Source organism: Bacillus sp. C-3-6 (genome assembly GCF_054509685.1).
On record NZ_CM137247.1, the window covers coordinates 4,137,092 to 4,153,328 of the forward strand.

The window sequence follows — 16,237 nt, forward strand, 5'->3', positions numbered from 1 at the left end:
CATACACTAATTTTTTTTATTCGTCAATTCATTTTCACTGGGAAAAAATATATTTTTTTTGCTATGATACAAATAGTTGTTTACAAAAAGGAGCTTGATTTTATGAATATTGGTTCTGCAATACGTGAAATTCGTCAACGTAGAGGCATAACAATTGCACAAATTTGCGAGGGAACAGGTCTTTCTAAAGGATTTATGAGTCAGGTTGAAAATAATAAAACATCACCATCTATCTCAACTTTAGAAACGATCTCCAATTTTTTAAACGTTCCCCTTCCCTATTTATTGTTAGAGCAAAAAGATCGATTAAAAATTGTCAAAAAAGAAGAACGGAAATACAGTGTATACGGCAAAGATGAGCAAAGAATTGAACATGTTGCGGAGCAAGGGGGCCTTCGCCTATCTTTAGTAGAAATCCCAACTGGATTCCCGAAAGAAAACTCACCAAATGCCCATGAAGGGGAAGAATGTCACCTTGTATTACGCGGAAAACTAGAAGTTCAGCACGGTGAAGATATTGCAATTGTAGAAGAAGGTGATTCTTTCTCATGGAATGCATGCGTTCCTCATATTGTTCGTAATATAGGAGAAGAAACTGCATTATTACTCATCTCTAGTTATGCGGAAAATCGAAAACGTGTTTATTAAATAATAAAAAAAAGAAGCCTGTTAAACAGGCTTCTTTTTTATCCCCTTATAATTCCATAACTTGTCCCAACTAGTACAGTCTTTTCATGCTGATTGCGATAAACTGACTCGATTGAAACTTTTTTATAGCCTTCCATTTGCTCAACATTTGTTAAAGTTAGTTCACAAGTGATCGTATCTCCTGTGAAAACTGGTCTAATAAACTCACTTACTAATTCTCTTGCTATGTAATGTAACTCTTCTCCCACTTTCGTCCCAATGCTAGCAGTCAATAAACCATGAACCATTAATCTTCCATTTTCATCGTATTCCACATGGTGTCTACCTTTATCACCGGTAATATTTGCAAATTCAAAAACTTCTTCCTCAGTAAATCTTCTTTCATATTTAAATACATCCCCAGCTTTTACACTCATTTTTATCCTCCTAATAATAAACAGAATTTTCTTTTATTTTATCATAAAACGAGCCTCAATCCATTCTCTATTATCAAAAGTCTCAAAATTACCTCGCTATACTTTTTTACTTTCCATTCATTTATCGGTGACCATCTCTTTTCGCGACTTGGTATCCATAATACGCACATGTTCCATTTCTCGATAGCTCTCTAACTTCAAACCCACAACTTCTATAAAAATCAAAATTGTTCGCTGATGTATGCGCAAACCAATCACCGTGGGGAAGTTTTTGCAGGCAAAGAGCTACAAGCTTCTTACCTAATCCCTTCCCTCTATATTCACACTTCACAACTAAATTTACTATGTTCGCAATCATAATTCCATCAGAAATGACTCTAACCATCGCAACCATCTCTTCCTCATCCCAAATTGTGAAAGCCCATGTTGAATTTTCGAATGCTATCGTAAATTTTTCAATTTGCCAAGAAGGGATATTATCATTACTCCAACCAGCATCTTCAAACAAAGCTTTAATTGCATATGCTGGTACGCTACTCGTTCCCTCACGAATAATAAGTCCATTATGATAAATGTACATGTAACCCCTCCCTTTATTTTCATATACCATTCTTCAAAAAATGCAATTTACCTTTAAAAAAGTAATTTTTTCATCCAACACGCTTAATAGAATAAACTAGAACATCGATTCCATGAAATGACGTTGTTTTCTCATAGCTGAGCCCGGTTTTTCTAGCAACAAATATTGAGGCGGGATGATTCGGATTAATAAGAGAAATTAATTTATTCATTCGTAATGCTTGGAAACCATAGTCACGAAATGCTGCCGCCGCTTCTTTTGCATACCCTTTTCCCCAATACTGAGGAAGTAACCAATAACCAATTTCAATTTCCTCTTTTCCATCTATCTTCTGCTTTACCAGCCCTGCATGACCAATTCTTGTTCCCGTTTCCTTTTCAATCAATACAAATAAACCGAGACCGTTTTTATAGCTAGGAATCACCCATTCCTCCAGACTTTTTTTACACTGCATATATGTTTTTAACGTCCCATTTCCAATATAACGCATTACCTTCTCGTTCCCCCACAGTGAAGCGTAGAACTGTAAATCATCCATTGTATATTTGCGAATTTGTAAACGTTCTGTATGAAACATGCTGGCACTCCTTTCCACTAATTTTTTCTTCATTTCACGATCACGTTTTGTGTGTATACGAAATGTTACTATTTATTATAAAGTGAAACTTTAATCAGTGGGAAATTTTGTTCATCCCCACTGATTATTAGCCTTCACCAACCAGGCGTTTACGGGCAGTGTATCTCCCGTCTAACTTCTTTGCTTTAGCCGAATTTTTAGGCGGGAGTCTTACTGCCTGGAAAATAGCGGGATAAATGAACCAACAATAAAATACAGAATATTCATTCTTAATAACTAAAAAAAGCAGTAGACAAATATTGTCCACTGCATCCATATCATAACTAGCATAAAGAAAACTACAATTGAGGGGGGTGTAGGATTTTCAAATATACTAGATACTTATCCCGTTCTAACGGGCGGTAAACTTTCCAATTGTTTCAAGTGAAAAGTTTACCGCACATAAGAACTTCCTTCGTTCATTAAGATAGTATTGCTAAATAATCATATACACGCTTAGATTTCTCTCCACCCATTCGTGCATGTTGAAGAAGAGAAATACCATGAGGGCCAGATGCACGCAATGCTTCTGGTTGAGCTACTAAAATAGCTTGTACAACTTCTAATTCACCAAGCATAGCTGCTGCAAAAATATCCATCCGAGCACCCTTTTCTAGTAAATAAAGAGCAATATCTTTACGACCTACATGTGCCGATGCGCCTAACGCACTTTCCCAATCTGATCCACCCCAATTATAAGAGGCGTGAAGTAAGCTTGGCGATTCAGCTAATAGCTCTTGTACTTTCTCTAAATCCCCGTGAGCTGCCATAACAAATTCTCTTACTAATTCAGTGGTAATACGCTCTTCTGTTTGCATCGCTCTTCTCCCCTTCTAGAAATTCGTTTCGGTGTAAAAAACGGTTTGTCATTTCCTTGAAAAATATCTACATCTATGCCAAATACATGTTGAAACATTTCATGGCATAGTACTTCTTCTGGTATACCATCATACTGAATCTTTCCTCGCTTTAATACGAGTAAACGATCGCTATATTGAGCAGCTTGGTTAATGTCATGTAAAACCATTATAATTGTCATTCCAAACTCCTCATTTAATCGTTTCACAAGTTCCATTACTTCCAACTGGTGAACGATATCTAAAAAGGTTGTTGGTTCATCCAATAATAAGACATTTGTACGTTGCGCTAGCGTCATCGCAATCCAAGCACGTTGCCGTTCCCCTCCTGATAAAGAATGTAAAAGACGATATTCATACCCTTCAAGATTTGTAACAGACAATGCCCAATCAACAATTTCTTCATCTTCTTTATTTAAGCGGCTACTCCATGATTTATGTGGACCTCTTCCGAACTCAATTAGTTCTTTCACTGTCAAATCTAATTGATGATCATGCATTTGTGGTAACATCGCTAATTGCTTCGCTACATCAGCACTCTTCATTATATGAATATTTTTCCCATCTAAAATGATGTCCCCTTCGCTTTGTTTCAGTAGCCTTGCTATTAAACGAAGCAAAGTAGATTTTCCCGATCCATTCGGACCAATTAAACTAACGATTTCTCCAGCCTTAATATGTACATTCATATTTTGCATTTGAAATCTTTCAGAGTGTGCATAAAACACTTTGTTAACGGAAATCACGTTGTTTTCCTCCTCTATGAATTAAATATAAGAAGAAAGGACCACCTAAGAAGGACAGTAAAATACCAACAGGCAATTCGATTGGGTCAAACCAACTTCGAGCTATTGCATCTGCAAAAACAAGTAATACCCCGCCGCCAAGGCATGATAAAGGTAGCAAATATCTATAATCATTTCCAACTAATAAACGTAGCATATGTGGTACGACAAGACCGACAAATCCAATAAGACCAGACACACTTACCGCAATTCCAGCTAATAATGTACTTACTACGATTAAATAAAACCGACTTTTTTCCACATTATGTCCTAATAGTTTTGCCATTTCATCTCCAAGCATTAACACTCGAATATGCTTAATACCAAAGAAAGCTAATATAATGGCGAATATTGCATAATAAATAATCATGTTTAAATGTGCCCAACTTACACCACCAATGCCGCCCGCTAGCCACGGTAACACGGATTGTACTTTGTCACTATGTAATAACATTAAAGCTGACGTTGCTGCACCAATTAATGCATTGATTGACACTCCTACTAAGACGATTCTTGAAGGTGGTGCCCCTTTTTGCCATGATAAAGCATAAATAACCATCGCTGTTATGAAAGCTCCTAAAAACGCCCCTAGTGGTAAAAAAGCTAGATGCTGTGGGAATAAAATCATGATGACAATTGCTACAAGGCCTGCTCCAGATGAAACCCCGATAATACCAGGATCTGCAAGAGGGTTTCTCATAACCCCTTGCAGCAGTGTACCAGATGCAGCTAAACATGTTCCTACTATAAACCCAACGAGAACTCTCGGTATGCGAAGATCCCATACAATTCGATGAACTGTCGAATCTTCATCTTGTATACCTGTTAGAATGTCTCGTACAGAAAAAGATAAACTTCCTGCGAAAAGTCCGTAAAAGAGGCCTAGAATTGTTAATACAACTAAAGTAACTGCTATTATCCATCTTTTTTTCGCAAAAGGATGTTCCTTTTCTCTTACTACTTCACTACTTTCCATACGTATCATTTCCTTACATCTTGTATACTTTTATACATAAAGTCCATTGCTTCTGTAACTTTTGTCCCAGGATTAGATCCAAATAAATCAGGTGGCAAAATAACTACGCGGTTTTGTTTTACTGCATCTAAATTTTTCCACGCTTCATTTTTCATCATTTCGCCTTCGAATGCTTTTTTCACACTTTTTGGATCTCCGTGTGTAATTAAATAAATGACATCTGGATTCGCCTCAATAATACGTTCTACACTTAGCTGTGCATATTGCGGATATTCTTTCGTTTCTGGAAAATCAGAAGCAATATTTTTCCCGCCTGTTTTTTCTAAAACATTACCTGATAAAGATGTTGGTAATGCCGCTAAATAAGTACCTGGTGCGCCATACACTAGCAATGCTTTCACATCGCTCTTTTTCTCATATTTCTTCATTTGATCATTGATTTTTTGATTAAGTTCTTTTGCTTTATCTTCTTTCTTCATTACCATTCCATATAATTCAATATTCTTTTGAATATCTTGTACAGAATTCGCAGAAGAAATGATTACTTTCGTTCCCTGTCCTTCAACCGTTGGCACATTCTTTTGGAATCCATTGTTAGCAACAAGTACATCGGGCTTTAAACTAGCAATTTGCTCAAAGTTCGGTTGATGTGCATTCCCGATTACTTTTGCTTTCTTTAACTCCTCTGGAAGAGTTAATTTCGTATCCGGACGACCTACTACTTTTCCACCTAAAGCATGAATAATATCCATGTCTCCCATACTTAATGTTGCAAAACTTTCTGGTACTTTATCGAATGTTACCTTTCTCCCTGACAGGTCGGTAATTTCAATTTTTTCTTTTCCTTTTTCTATTTTGGTTGCAGACGCTTTTTCGTCCCCTTTGGCACTGCAACCTATTAACAAGAAAAAAATAGATAAAATCGCTGTAAATAGCGTAATAGATTTTTTCATTCCTTCACCTCTAATTGATAATGATAATCATTAACTACTATTCTACTTTAATTGATAAGGATTATCATTGTCAACATGAAACGCATACATTTTTCTACAAAAAACAAAAAGCGCGACAAAAAGATTCTTTCTTTTCGCCGCGCTCTAGTTAACAATATTATTCACATTCATTTTCCTCTAACTGGTCACGCATCACTTTCACACGCTGAAAGAAAAAGAACGATAAACTTAAAAATATAACGATGCTCCCCATCATAACAAAAAATTGGATTGTCTCTTTTGCTCCATCCGGAATCAACAAGCCACCCATTAACAATGTACTTACAGCGAGAAGAATTTGTCCGAACCTAGTATAATCTTCTATTTTCCCTTGTAATTCTTTCATTATATTCTCACTCCTCCATTTCACTTTATCATATTCTATGAAACTGAAAGACCAGTAAATACAGCCATTCTGGGAGATGTTTTCCAACAAAAAAAGAGCCGCTTTACTGCGGCTCTTTTTTAATCATTATTCACCTTTATATGCTTCCATATAAATTTCTTTCAGCTCTGAAATAAGCGGTAACTTTGGATTAGCAGTTGTACATTGATCTTCAAAAGCTCTTTCTGCTAATACTCCAACAACCTCTTCAAATTGCTCTTTATCTACCCCTTGTCCGGCAATACTCATATTAATATTTAAGCTTTTTCCAAGCTCAATAATTGCTTTGACGAGTGATTCCACACCTTCTGCTACTGAGCTTGCTGGAAGCCCGAGCATTCTCGCAATATGTGCATAGCGTTCATCTGCTACAAAGTGCTCATATTTTGGGAACAATGCGTGTTTTCTTGGCTTAATAGCATTATAGCGGACTACATGCGGCATAAGAATTGCATTTGCACGTCCGTGCGGAATATGGAATTCTGGACCAATTTTATGTGCTAAGCTGTGATTAATACCTAGAAAAGCATTTGCAAATGCCATCCCTGCAATTGCAGAAGCGTTATGCATTTTTTCCCGTGCTTCTTCATCATTTCCATCTTTATATGCTCTCGGTAAATATTTGAATACGAGATCAATAGCTTTTAATGCTAATCCATCTGTATAGTCATTTGCCATAACAGACACATACGCCTCAATTGCATGTGTTAAAACATCCATACCAGTATCTGCTGTTACATGTGGTGGTACTGTCATTACAAATTGCGGATCAACAATTGCTACATCTGGTGTTAATTCATAATCTGCGAGCGGATACTTTATATTATTTTTCTTATCTGTAATAACCGCAAATGGTGTCACTTCTGATCCTGTTCCTGATGTTGTTGGAATCGCAACAAACTGCGCCTTATTTCCTAATTCCGGATATTTACATGTACGTTTTCTTATATCTAAAAACTTCTGTTTAATGCCATAGAATGTCGTTTCTGGATGCTCATAGAATAACCACATTCCTTTTGCTGCATCCATAGCTGAACCACCACCAAGTGCGATAATTACATCTGGCTTAAAGCTTCTCATCATTTCCGCACCTTTAAAGACAGTTTCATCTGATGGATCTGGTTCGACCTCAAAGAAAACTTCAATTTTCACATCATTTGCATGCTTGTTTAAATAGTGCGTGACTGTATCCACATAGCCATGTTCAACCATTCCAGGATCCGTTACAATAAATGCACGTGAAATGTTAGGCATATTTGCTAAATACGCTGTAGCATGTTTTTCAAAATAAATTTTTGGTGGCAATTTGAACCACTGCATATTCTTTTTTCTATTTGCCAGCCTTTTTATATTTAATAAATGAGTCGCTGTTACATTTTGGGAAACTGAATTTTTTCCGTAAGAACCACAACCAAGTGTAAGTGATGGAATAAATCCGTTATATATATCCCCTATTCCACCTTGTGATGAAGGTGCATTTACAATGAGACGGCAAGCTTTCATACGTAATCCAAATTGCTTTTGCACTTCTTTATTTGTAGAATGAATAACTGCTGAATGTCCTAAACCACCGAGGTTCAACATTTCTTCGCAATATGTAAATCCTTTTTCTAATGAATTCGCCTTCACACAGGCTAATACTGGGCTCAGTTTCTCACGAGATAACGGGTATGCTGCTCCGATACCTTGAATTTCAGCTACAAGCATTTTTGTATGTTCAGGAACAGTAATCCCAACTAATTCGGCAATATACTGTGCTGATTTTCCTACAATATCACTATTTACTGCACATGTATTTTCATTTATAACGAGCTTTTCTAATTTTTTTCTTTCTTCTTCTGTTACAAAGTAACAATTGTTTTCGATCATTTCTGTTTTAACATCATCATAGATTTCTTTATCGACAATGATTGCTTGTTCCGATGCACAAATCATACCGTTATCAAATGTTTTCGATAAAATTAAATCATTAACAGCTCGTTTTACATGTGCTGATTTTTCTATATAACACGGTACATTACCAGGACCTACACCTAGCGCTGGTTTTCCAGTAGAGTAAGCTGATTTCACCATACCAGCGCCTCCAGTTGCTAGAACGAGTGCCACACCCTCATGGTTCATTAATTGTTTCGTCGCTTCGACAGACGGTCTTTCAATCCATTGAATACAATGTTTTGGTGCACCAGCTTTCATTGCTGCATCATATACGGTTTTCGCTGCTGCCACCGAACAATTTTGTGCAGAAGGATGAAATGCGAAAATAATTGGATTTCTCGTTTTTATCGCAATCAACGCTTTAAACATTGTTGTCGACGTTGGATTCGTTACTGGTGTTACCCCAGCTACTACACCGACAGGTTCTGCAATTTCTATTATTTCTTCATGAGGATCTTCGTGAATAATTCCTACCGTTTTATTTTGCTTTATACTATGCCAAATATATTCAGTGGCAAAAATATTTTTAATGCATTTGTCTTCATAGACACCACGGCCTGTTTCTTCAACAGCCAATTTTGCAAGTGGCATATGTTGATCAACACCTGCTAATGCCATTTCATGAACAATGTTGTCAATCTGCTCTTGTGTAAAACTTTCTAATGCTTGTAAAGCTTGTTGACCGTTATTTACTAACATATCAATCATCTCTTTTACCTCTTGCATTTCATTTACAACTTTCTCTTTGACTACCATGCAAATTTCCTCCTATTCTGTTATCACGGTCTTTATAAGTCCCTATAGGTCATAATAAGTCCCGATTAGCGAAAAAAAATAGAGTTACCGTCCTACATGAATCCCATTGTTTGTGAAACATTTCACAAGTTTGCTCGTGAATAACATTTCATGAATTCAATATACATGAAATCATTTCATTTGTGTATGTCTAATTTGTGAAATGTTTCACAAATTAACATAATAAAAATGCACTGCTCCACATTAGCAGTGCATTTTTTATTACGCTAGCGCTTGTGCTAAATCTTCAATTAAATCTTCACCATCTTCAATACCGACAGAAATACGAATTAATGTATCTGTAATTCCTAATTCTTTACGGCGATCTGCTGGGATTGATGCATGTGTCATTTGAGATGGGATAGAAATTAAACTTTCTACTGCTCCTAAGCTTTCAGCAAGTGTAAAGTATTGCAGTTTCTCAAGTACTTTATTTAATGTTTCCTCACTATCTACATCAAACGAAATAATAGCACCAAATCCATTTGCTTGTTCTGTTGCTAATTCGTGGTTTTGATGTGATTCAAGACCTGGGTAATATACTTTATTTACTTTTGGATGATTATTTAAGAATTCAGCAATAGCGCGTGAATTCGTTTCATGTTCTTCCATACGAATTCCTAACGTTTTTAAACCGCGAAGTAGTAAGAAGCTATCTTGTGGTCCAAGAATACCTCCTGTTGAGTTTTGTACAAAGTGAAGGTCTTCTGCTAGTTGTGGGCTATTTACCACTACTAGACCTGCAACTACGTCACTATGACCTCCTAAATATTTCGTTGCACTATGAAGTACAATGTCTGCTCCTAAAGAAATCGGCGACTGCCAATATGGCGTCATGAATGTATTATCAATAATTGTTAATAAATCTTTCTCTTTAGCAAGAGTAGATATTTTCTTAATATCAGTAATTTTTAGTAGTGGGTTCGTTGGTGTTTCCACATAGATCGCTTTCGTATTTGGACGAATTGCTTCTACAACTTCCTCTAAGTTTGTTGTGTCTACAAATGTATGTTCAATACCGAAGCGGTTTAATACTTTCGTAATAACACGATACGTTCCACCATAAACATCATCTGTTAAAATAACGTGGTCACCTTTTGAGAACAACATAATTGTCGCTGTAATAGCAGCCATTCCAGAACCGAATGCAAATCCAGCATGACCATTTTCTAATACGGCAATCATTTCTTCTAAAGCTGCACGTGTTGGGTTGCCTGTACGTGAATATTCATATCCTTGATGCTTACCAACCGCTTCTTGTTTGTACGTACTTGTTTGATAGATCGGTACGTTTACAGATCCAGTTGAAGGTTCTCCTATGCGAATACCATGAATTAACTTTGTCTTTGCTCTCATTTTTTATTCCCATCCTTTGTATATGTCTTTACTTAAATAGCGCTCACTGCTATCAGGAAAAATGGTTACAATATTTGTACCTGGTGCTGCCTTCTCTGCCTCAAGTAAGCTCGCATGAAATGCTGCTCCTGAAGAGCTCCCAACGAGAAGTCCTTCTTTTTGCGCTAATTCTTTCACTCGTAAAAATGCATTCCGATCAGAAATCGTATGAATTTCATCAAAATAAGATGTCTTCAAAAATGGCGGGATAAATTCCAGTCCAATTCCTTCGGTCTCATGTGAACCAGCCTTACCACCATTTAAAATAGATCCTTCTGGCTCTACGATAACTGTTTTAATATCTATATTTTTTTCTTTCAAATAAGATGCAGTCCCCATAAACGTACCGCCAGTTCCTGCTCCAGCAACAAATATGTTAATCTCTCCATTCAGTGCATCCCAAAGTTCAGGACCTAGTGTTTTGAAATAAGCACGCGGGTTTGCTTCATTCGCAAACTGACTTGGAGAGTATGAATTCGGTATTTCATTTACTAATTCTTTTGCTTTTGCAATTGCACCGGTCATTCCTTGCTCAGTCGGTGTATGCACGACCGTTGCACCTAGTGCTTTCATCAATTCTTGTTTTTCAATACTAAATTTCTCTGGTACACAAACGATAACACGTAAATCATGTTCTAATGCTGCAAGTGCCAGTCCAATACCAGTATTCCCAGCAGTCGGTTCAATAATTGTTCCACCTTGGGTAACAAGCCCTTTTTCTAGCGCATCTTCGATTAATTCTCTTCCTAAACGATCCTTAACGCTTCCGCCTGGGTTATAAAATTCAAGCTTTGCAAATAAGCGGACCCCTTTCGGAAGTGAAAAACGAGTAATTTCTACAATTGGTGTATGACCAATTAACTCATGAACTCCACGATATACATTCATCGTGTTCTCCCCCTTGTTTGCCAATAAAGAAAAGGCAACTGTATGTATTTTCTTTATATGAGACAGTTGCCTTTTTGTTACATTACTTTAACTCTTCTAACACTTTTACGATAAAGTTTGTAGAATGAAGAGCTGCTTGATCTAAAAACTGATCAAATGAAACATTTGATTCTTTACCAGCAATATCAGAAAGTGCGCGAATGATAACAAACGGAACTTCATATTGGTGGCATACTTGTGCGACAGCTGCTGCTTCCATTTCTACCGCATAAAGATTTTCAAATTTATCACGGATGGCTGCAACGCGGTTCGGATCACTCATAAATGAATCGCCTGTTGCAATCATGCCTTTTACAACTTGAATATTTTCTTCAGTTTGCATACATTTCTCAGCTAATGCAACTAACGCCTCATCAGCTTTAAATCCAGGCGGCATTCCTGGTACTTGACCATATTCATAGTTAAATGCTGTTACATCTACGTCATGGTGACGAACTTCAGTGGAAATAACTACATCACCAACGTTTAGAGAATGATGGAATCCACCAGCTGAACCAGTATTAATTACTTTTTCAGGCTTATATTTTTCTAATAAAATTGTCGTTGACATCGCTGCGTTTACTTTACCAATACCAGACTTTAACAAGATTACTTCATGTCCTGCTAATAGTCCTTTCGTAAATTCACAACCTGCAACCGTTTCTGTCTCTGCTTGTTCTAATTTGTCACGTAAAATACGTACTTCTTCTTCCATTGCTCCAATTACAGCAATTCTCAATCTAATCCCTCTTTCTATTGCTTAGTTGCCTCCATTACCCAAACGAAATGATTTAATCTCGTAAACGTTACATGGAAGCCATTGTTTTCAAAAATAGTCTGCATAACTGGAATGCGTGTATAGTATTCCGTTTGCAAATCGTTTGCTAACTGGTGAAAACCTCTTTGTTTTGCTGTTTCAACAGTTTTATCATATGCATCTTGATCTGCAAATATCGTATCAGCAAACACTATTTTACCACCTTTGTTTAGCAATTGACTATACTTCGCAACCGCTACATTTTTTTCATCATCTGTTAAATGATGAAATGCATAGGTGCTTACAATGGTATCAATTGAATTTGGGACTTCAAACGAAAGAAAATCACCTTCTGTAATCGAAAATTCTTTTGGCAATTTCTCTTTTGCAATCATACGCATTTCACGCGACGGTTCTATACCGTAAACTGTGCGGCCAGCAAGTAATAATTTATTTGTTAAATTACCTGTACCGACACCAAATTCTAATACATTACCAAATGACTTGTTAACTACATCCTCTAGAATATCCTCATAATGGGCGAAAACTTCTTTATATTGTATATCTTCGCCTTGTACGAATGAGTCGTACGTATGAGCCCACTCATCAAATAAACCATTAAATTCTGTGCCCATAAAAATTCCCCTTTTTCTTATCGGTTTTATCAGTATGATATTCCCTCTTTCTAAAAATGTCAATTGAAATGTACATGGTATTTCCTTCTTTTCTTTGTTACACTATAGTTGATTACATAGGAGAGGGGCCGTCTTCATGTCATTTACCTTTGAAATGTTAGAAGATAAAGTAGAATTTTTTGAAGCGGGAGACTTAGCTTCTTTAGAACGAAAAATTAGTGAACAAATCGATAATAATAAAGCACTTATGCTTGAAGTTCATCACATCTCACATCAAATGGTTATGGATCCTGAAAGCAAAAGACCGTATTATAGCGCGGTTGTTCATTTTAAATTAAAGAAATTGCGTTAACTAAAAAAGAGAAGCTCCTAAGGAGCTTCTCTTTTTTAGTTTAGAGTTTGAACAAGTACTGGTTTCCAGCCCTCATTGTCTACCCAATCAATATTTACGTAATATCTTTTTCCACTTTGCTTATCTTGAACGTCACCATAAGCTTTACTCTTTCCAGTTTTGTCTCTTCCAACAAAATGGAATACTAATTGCTCCTTCGGCACTTCAATACCTGCAGCAATTGCACTTTGCATCTCATTCCAATCTGATGACCCCTGTTTAAACGTCATCGCTGGTGATGAACCTTGTTCTGTTCCTACAGCTTTCCAAGAAGGTTTTGTATAAGCCTCTTTTGCCTTGGATACAGTTTTTTCAGCTGATACTTTCTCGTTAGCTTTCGCTTCTTCTTCAGCTTTTTTCTTTTCTTCCTCAGCCTTTAACTTCTCTTCTTCAGCTTTTTGCTTAGCTTCTGCTTGCTCTTTTTCTTTTTTCTTAGCAGATTCTTTATCTTCTGATTTTCCAGCTTTCTCATTCTTTGTTGTTTGTTGAGAGACTTTCTTATCAGTAGAAGATGCTTGCTCTTTCGTACTAGGAACGAACAATTGATATGCTACAATAGCTACTAATAGTAATACAATAGCGATTGCAATATTTAAAACACCGTTTTGACGACGTTTTTGTTGTTTCTGTTGGAATCTTGATCCTCCTGCCATTCTCCAAACCTCCATGCAGTTTTTCCTAATTGCTATTGTAACATTAAATCTAGAAAGGTTGAACATTTACAATGATATTTTCATGAAATGAAAACAATTCACTATAAATTGCAAGATTACTTTTCATTCTCCAATTGATAGATTGCTCCTACCATATCTTTAAAAATAGGTGTGACTTTATTCACTTTGTTATCAGTCTCTAGATCAACAACAACTAAAGCATATCTTGGATTCTCATACGGAAAATAACCTGCAAACCAGCGATTCACCCTCGTCCCTTTCCCTGTTTGCGCTGTCCCGGATTTTCCAGCGACACTGAGCGGTAACGAGCGGAATGCCGTTCCTGTTCCTTTCTCCCTTGTTACAACGCCTCTTAATAACTCTTGTAATGTTTTCACTGTTTCATACGAAAGCTGTTTTCCATGTAACGTATGGTTCTCAAATGTAAAAAAATCCGCTCCATTTTTATATACTATTTTTTCAACAGCTTTCACTTCCATCTTTTCTCCATTCCTCGCAATCGTCGCCATCATATTAGCAATTGCTAGAGGTGATATACGTACATCTTTCTGTCCAATCGCTGTTTGCTCTACCGCTTTTTTACTATTTTTGTTTTCTTCATTCCCCCAAATAGTAGAGCCTTTTTCTTCTGGCATTTGCTCGAAATGAGGTGTATGAAATACAGAACCTTTCCATCCGACCTTTTCATTTGCTCCTAAAGCTGCTACGTATGTTTCTAGCACCGTCCTATCCTTTTGTAATAGCTCGTTACCTAACTCAGAAAATGTCCTGTTACAGCTCCTAGCAAAGCTCTCTTTGAAGTTAAGTGTACCCATCATAACTTGTGGGTCGTTTTCACCATATAAATCTTTATTACAATTAAATGTCCGATTAAACAAATTTACTTTTTGATCAATGACTGCAGCTGCAACTACTGTTTTAAAAACAGAGCCTGGAAAATGCGGCGTTAACATTTGATTTTCAAGTGTAGTCTTATATAAATTCTTATCTCTTACTTGTAAAGACGGCTTACTGACCATCGCTAATATTTCATTTGTCTTTACATCAAGTAATACTAATCCCCCCTTCTTTATTTCATTTGCTTCAATCACTTCTTCTGCTTTTTGCTGCAACCCTTTATGTAAAGTAGTTTGAATCCTAACGGGGTAAAATGGATTTCCTGGTGAAGTATATTTCGCTTGCTTTCCGAAAATCGGTTCTCCTTGCCGATCTACTTGATACAATACTTTTGCCTCTCCATCAGTCAATAAAAATTCATCAAATGATTGCTGTAATCCTGAAATACCTATCGGCGTTTGTTTTGAAATTTTTTTCACTTCTCCATATCGCTTTTGAAATTCTCTTTCGTTCTCCCCTACATCACCAATTAAATGATTTATCTCCCCAGTTTGTTTTAATCGCACTTCAGCTGCTACAATACCTAATACATGTAATTGATTCACCTTCTCCATCTGCTCTCTTGTCACTCGAAATGGAGCAGTTTCCCCTTGCAGTATAAATGCATTTTTTTTATTTTTCATTTGTCTTCTGATCTCTTGTCTCGACACACCAATGATATGCGCGATTTTCTCTAACATGTCATTTTTTATTTGTAAAAATGGAAAAACAATTAAAACAGGATACTTTTCCTCACCTATTTCTTTACCACTACGATCTATAAACTGCCCACGTCCATCGTCTACTGCAATGGATTGCGTACGTTGCGTAACACTTTTTTCAATTAAATTTATTTTGCGATCAGTAAATGATTCTGTATCTATAATTTGAATTTGAATTAAACGACAAAGCAATAAAAACATAATGCCCATAAAACAAATTAAAACAATTGTAATTCTCCGTTTTATTTTCATAAAAAAACACCTCGTCTGTTATAGTTTGGACGGAGTGTTTCATCTTTTATACAAATAAAAAAATCACTCGTTTTTACACGAGTGATTTTTTTATTATTTTACAGAGACAATCTCTACTTGCATTTCTCCGCCTGGTGTTTGGATTGTTACTTTCTCACCAATTTGCTTACCTAATAAGCTTTTTGCGATTGGAGAATCGTTAGAAATTCTTCCTTCAAATGGATCAGCTTCCGCACTACCTACGATTGTGTACGCTTCTTCATCTCCATTTGGTAATTCTTTAAATGTTACTGTTTTACCTAATGTAACAACAGTAGATACTTCGCCATTATCTTTAATGATAACTGCGTTACGAATCATATTTTCTAATTGTGTAATACGTCCTTCTACGAATGCTTGCTCATCTTTCGCTGCATCGTACTCAGAGTTCTCAGAAAGGTCCCCGAAGCTACGTGCGATTTTAATACGTTCTACTACTTCTTTACGTCTTACTGTTTTTAATTGCTCAAGTTCGTTCTCTAGTTTTTGCTTACCCTCTTGCGTCATAGGGTATGTTTTTTCTGTTGACATATTTTCCACTCCTTTTATATACCAATCCCCCGAAAAAAAGAGGAGTTCCATAT

18 protein-coding genes are annotated in these 16,237 nt (G+C 36.5%); 2 read left to right on the forward strand and 16 right to left on the reverse strand.

What is annotated here, in order from left to right; all coding sequences use genetic code 11:
- Positions 1-102 precede the first annotated feature (102 nt).
- Complete coding sequence (locus ACW0JX_RS21245; RefSeq protein ID WP_001020693.1) at positions 103-648, forward strand: helix-turn-helix domain-containing protein; 546 nt, start codon at positions 103-105, stop codon at positions 646-648.
- Positions 649-686: 38 nt separating this feature from the next.
- Here ACW0JX_RS21245 and ACW0JX_RS21250 read toward each other — a convergent pair whose 3' ends face one another.
- The 13 genes from ACW0JX_RS21250 to ACW0JX_RS21310 all read right to left on the reverse strand — a co-directional run bounded on the left by ACW0JX_RS21250 (position 687) and on the right by ACW0JX_RS21310 (position 12,699).
- The gene (locus ACW0JX_RS21250) at positions 687-1,064 is read right to left on the reverse strand and encodes a hotdog family protein (RefSeq protein ID WP_000111564.1); all 378 of its coding nucleotides are present in this window, start codon (positions 1,062-1,064) and stop codon (positions 687-689) included.
- 121 nt (positions 1,065-1,185) lie between these two features.
- Entirely contained in the window at positions 1,186-1,644 is a 459-nt protein-coding gene (locus ACW0JX_RS21255; RefSeq protein WP_000276127.1) for a GNAT family N-acetyltransferase, read from the reverse strand.
- A gap of 70 nt (positions 1,645-1,714) precedes the next feature.
- Positions 1,715-2,254 carry a GNAT family N-acetyltransferase gene (locus tag ACW0JX_RS21260; RefSeq protein WP_002024815.1) on the reverse strand — a complete coding sequence of 180 codons (540 nt, stop codon included), beginning with the start codon at positions 2,252-2,254 and terminating at the stop codon, positions 1,715-1,717.
- A 428-nt stretch (positions 2,255-2,682) separates the two neighbouring features.
- Complete coding sequence (locus ACW0JX_RS21265) at positions 2,683-3,078, reverse strand: ankyrin repeat domain-containing protein (RefSeq protein WP_016080225.1); 396 nt, start codon at positions 3,076-3,078, stop codon at positions 2,683-2,685.
- Entirely contained in the window at positions 3,045-3,863 is an 819-nt protein-coding gene (locus tag ACW0JX_RS21270) for an ABC transporter ATP-binding protein (RefSeq protein WP_071729617.1), read from the reverse strand. Before ACW0JX_RS21270 ends, ACW0JX_RS21265 begins: the two co-directional genes overlap by 34 nt.
- Positions 3,850-4,878 carry a FecCD family ABC transporter permease gene (locus tag ACW0JX_RS21275; RefSeq protein ID WP_141240980.1) on the reverse strand — a complete coding sequence of 343 codons (1,029 nt, stop codon included), beginning with the start codon at positions 4,876-4,878 and terminating at the stop codon, positions 3,850-3,852. The genes ACW0JX_RS21270 and ACW0JX_RS21275 overlap by 14 nt, the downstream gene beginning before the upstream one ends.
- Before the next feature lie 5 nt (positions 4,879-4,883).
- Positions 4,884-5,831, reverse strand: a complete 948-nt coding sequence (locus ACW0JX_RS21280) for an ABC transporter substrate-binding protein (RefSeq protein WP_095690187.1) — start codon at positions 5,829-5,831, stop codon at positions 4,884-4,886.
- 157 nt (positions 5,832-5,988) lie between these two features.
- Entirely contained in the window at positions 5,989-6,216 is a 228-nt protein-coding gene (locus ACW0JX_RS21285; RefSeq protein WP_098126827.1) for a YrhC family protein, read from the reverse strand.
- Between the two features lie 126 nt (positions 6,217-6,342).
- Entirely contained in the window at positions 6,343-8,946 is a 2,604-nt protein-coding gene (adhE, locus tag ACW0JX_RS21290; RefSeq protein WP_098126826.1) for a bifunctional acetaldehyde-CoA/alcohol dehydrogenase, read from the reverse strand.
- A 261-nt stretch (positions 8,947-9,207) separates the two neighbouring features.
- On the reverse strand, positions 9,208-10,341 hold the full coding sequence (locus tag ACW0JX_RS21295) for a bifunctional cystathionine gamma-lyase/homocysteine desulfhydrase (protein ID WP_001201921.1): 1,134 nt from the start codon (positions 10,339-10,341) through the stop codon (positions 9,208-9,210).
- 3 nt (positions 10,342-10,344) lie between these two features.
- Positions 10,345-11,268, reverse strand: coding sequence for an O-acetylserine dependent cystathionine beta-synthase (locus ACW0JX_RS21300; RefSeq protein WP_001103877.1), 924 nt, complete (start codon positions 11,266-11,268; stop codon positions 10,345-10,347).
- Between the two features lie 82 nt (positions 11,269-11,350).
- Positions 11,351-12,046, reverse strand: a complete 696-nt coding sequence (mtnN, locus tag ACW0JX_RS21305) for a 5'-methylthioadenosine/S-adenosylhomocysteine nucleosidase (protein WP_001217027.1) — start codon at positions 12,044-12,046, stop codon at positions 11,351-11,353.
- A gap of 14 nt (positions 12,047-12,060) precedes the next feature.
- Positions 12,061-12,699 carry a class I SAM-dependent DNA methyltransferase gene (locus ACW0JX_RS21310; protein WP_000536323.1) on the reverse strand — a complete coding sequence of 213 codons (639 nt, stop codon included), beginning with the start codon at positions 12,697-12,699 and terminating at the stop codon, positions 12,061-12,063.
- Between the two features lie 136 nt (positions 12,700-12,835).
- Here ACW0JX_RS21310 and ACW0JX_RS21315 point away from each other — a divergent pair, with 136 nt between their 5' ends.
- A complete protein-coding gene (locus ACW0JX_RS21315) occupies positions 12,836-13,051 on the forward strand; it encodes a YrzA family protein (RefSeq protein WP_000010984.1) in 216 nt (71 codons plus the stop codon).
- A gap of 35 nt (positions 13,052-13,086) precedes the next feature.
- Here ACW0JX_RS21315 and ACW0JX_RS21320 read toward each other — a convergent pair whose 3' ends face one another.
- The 3 genes from ACW0JX_RS21320 to greA form a co-directional block, all read right to left on the reverse strand.
- A complete protein-coding gene (locus ACW0JX_RS21320) occupies positions 13,087-13,743 on the reverse strand; it encodes a YrrS family protein (protein ID WP_000897097.1) in 657 nt (218 codons plus the stop codon).
- A 116-nt stretch (positions 13,744-13,859) separates the two neighbouring features.
- Positions 13,860-15,614, reverse strand: coding sequence for a peptidoglycan D,D-transpeptidase FtsI family protein (locus tag ACW0JX_RS21325; protein WP_071729611.1), 1,755 nt, complete (start codon positions 15,612-15,614; stop codon positions 13,860-13,862).
- Between the two features lie 93 nt (positions 15,615-15,707).
- Complete coding sequence (gene greA / locus ACW0JX_RS21330; protein ID WP_014894880.1) at positions 15,708-16,184, reverse strand: transcription elongation factor GreA; 477 nt, start codon at positions 16,182-16,184, stop codon at positions 15,708-15,710.
- Positions 16,185-16,237 lie beyond the last annotated feature (53 nt).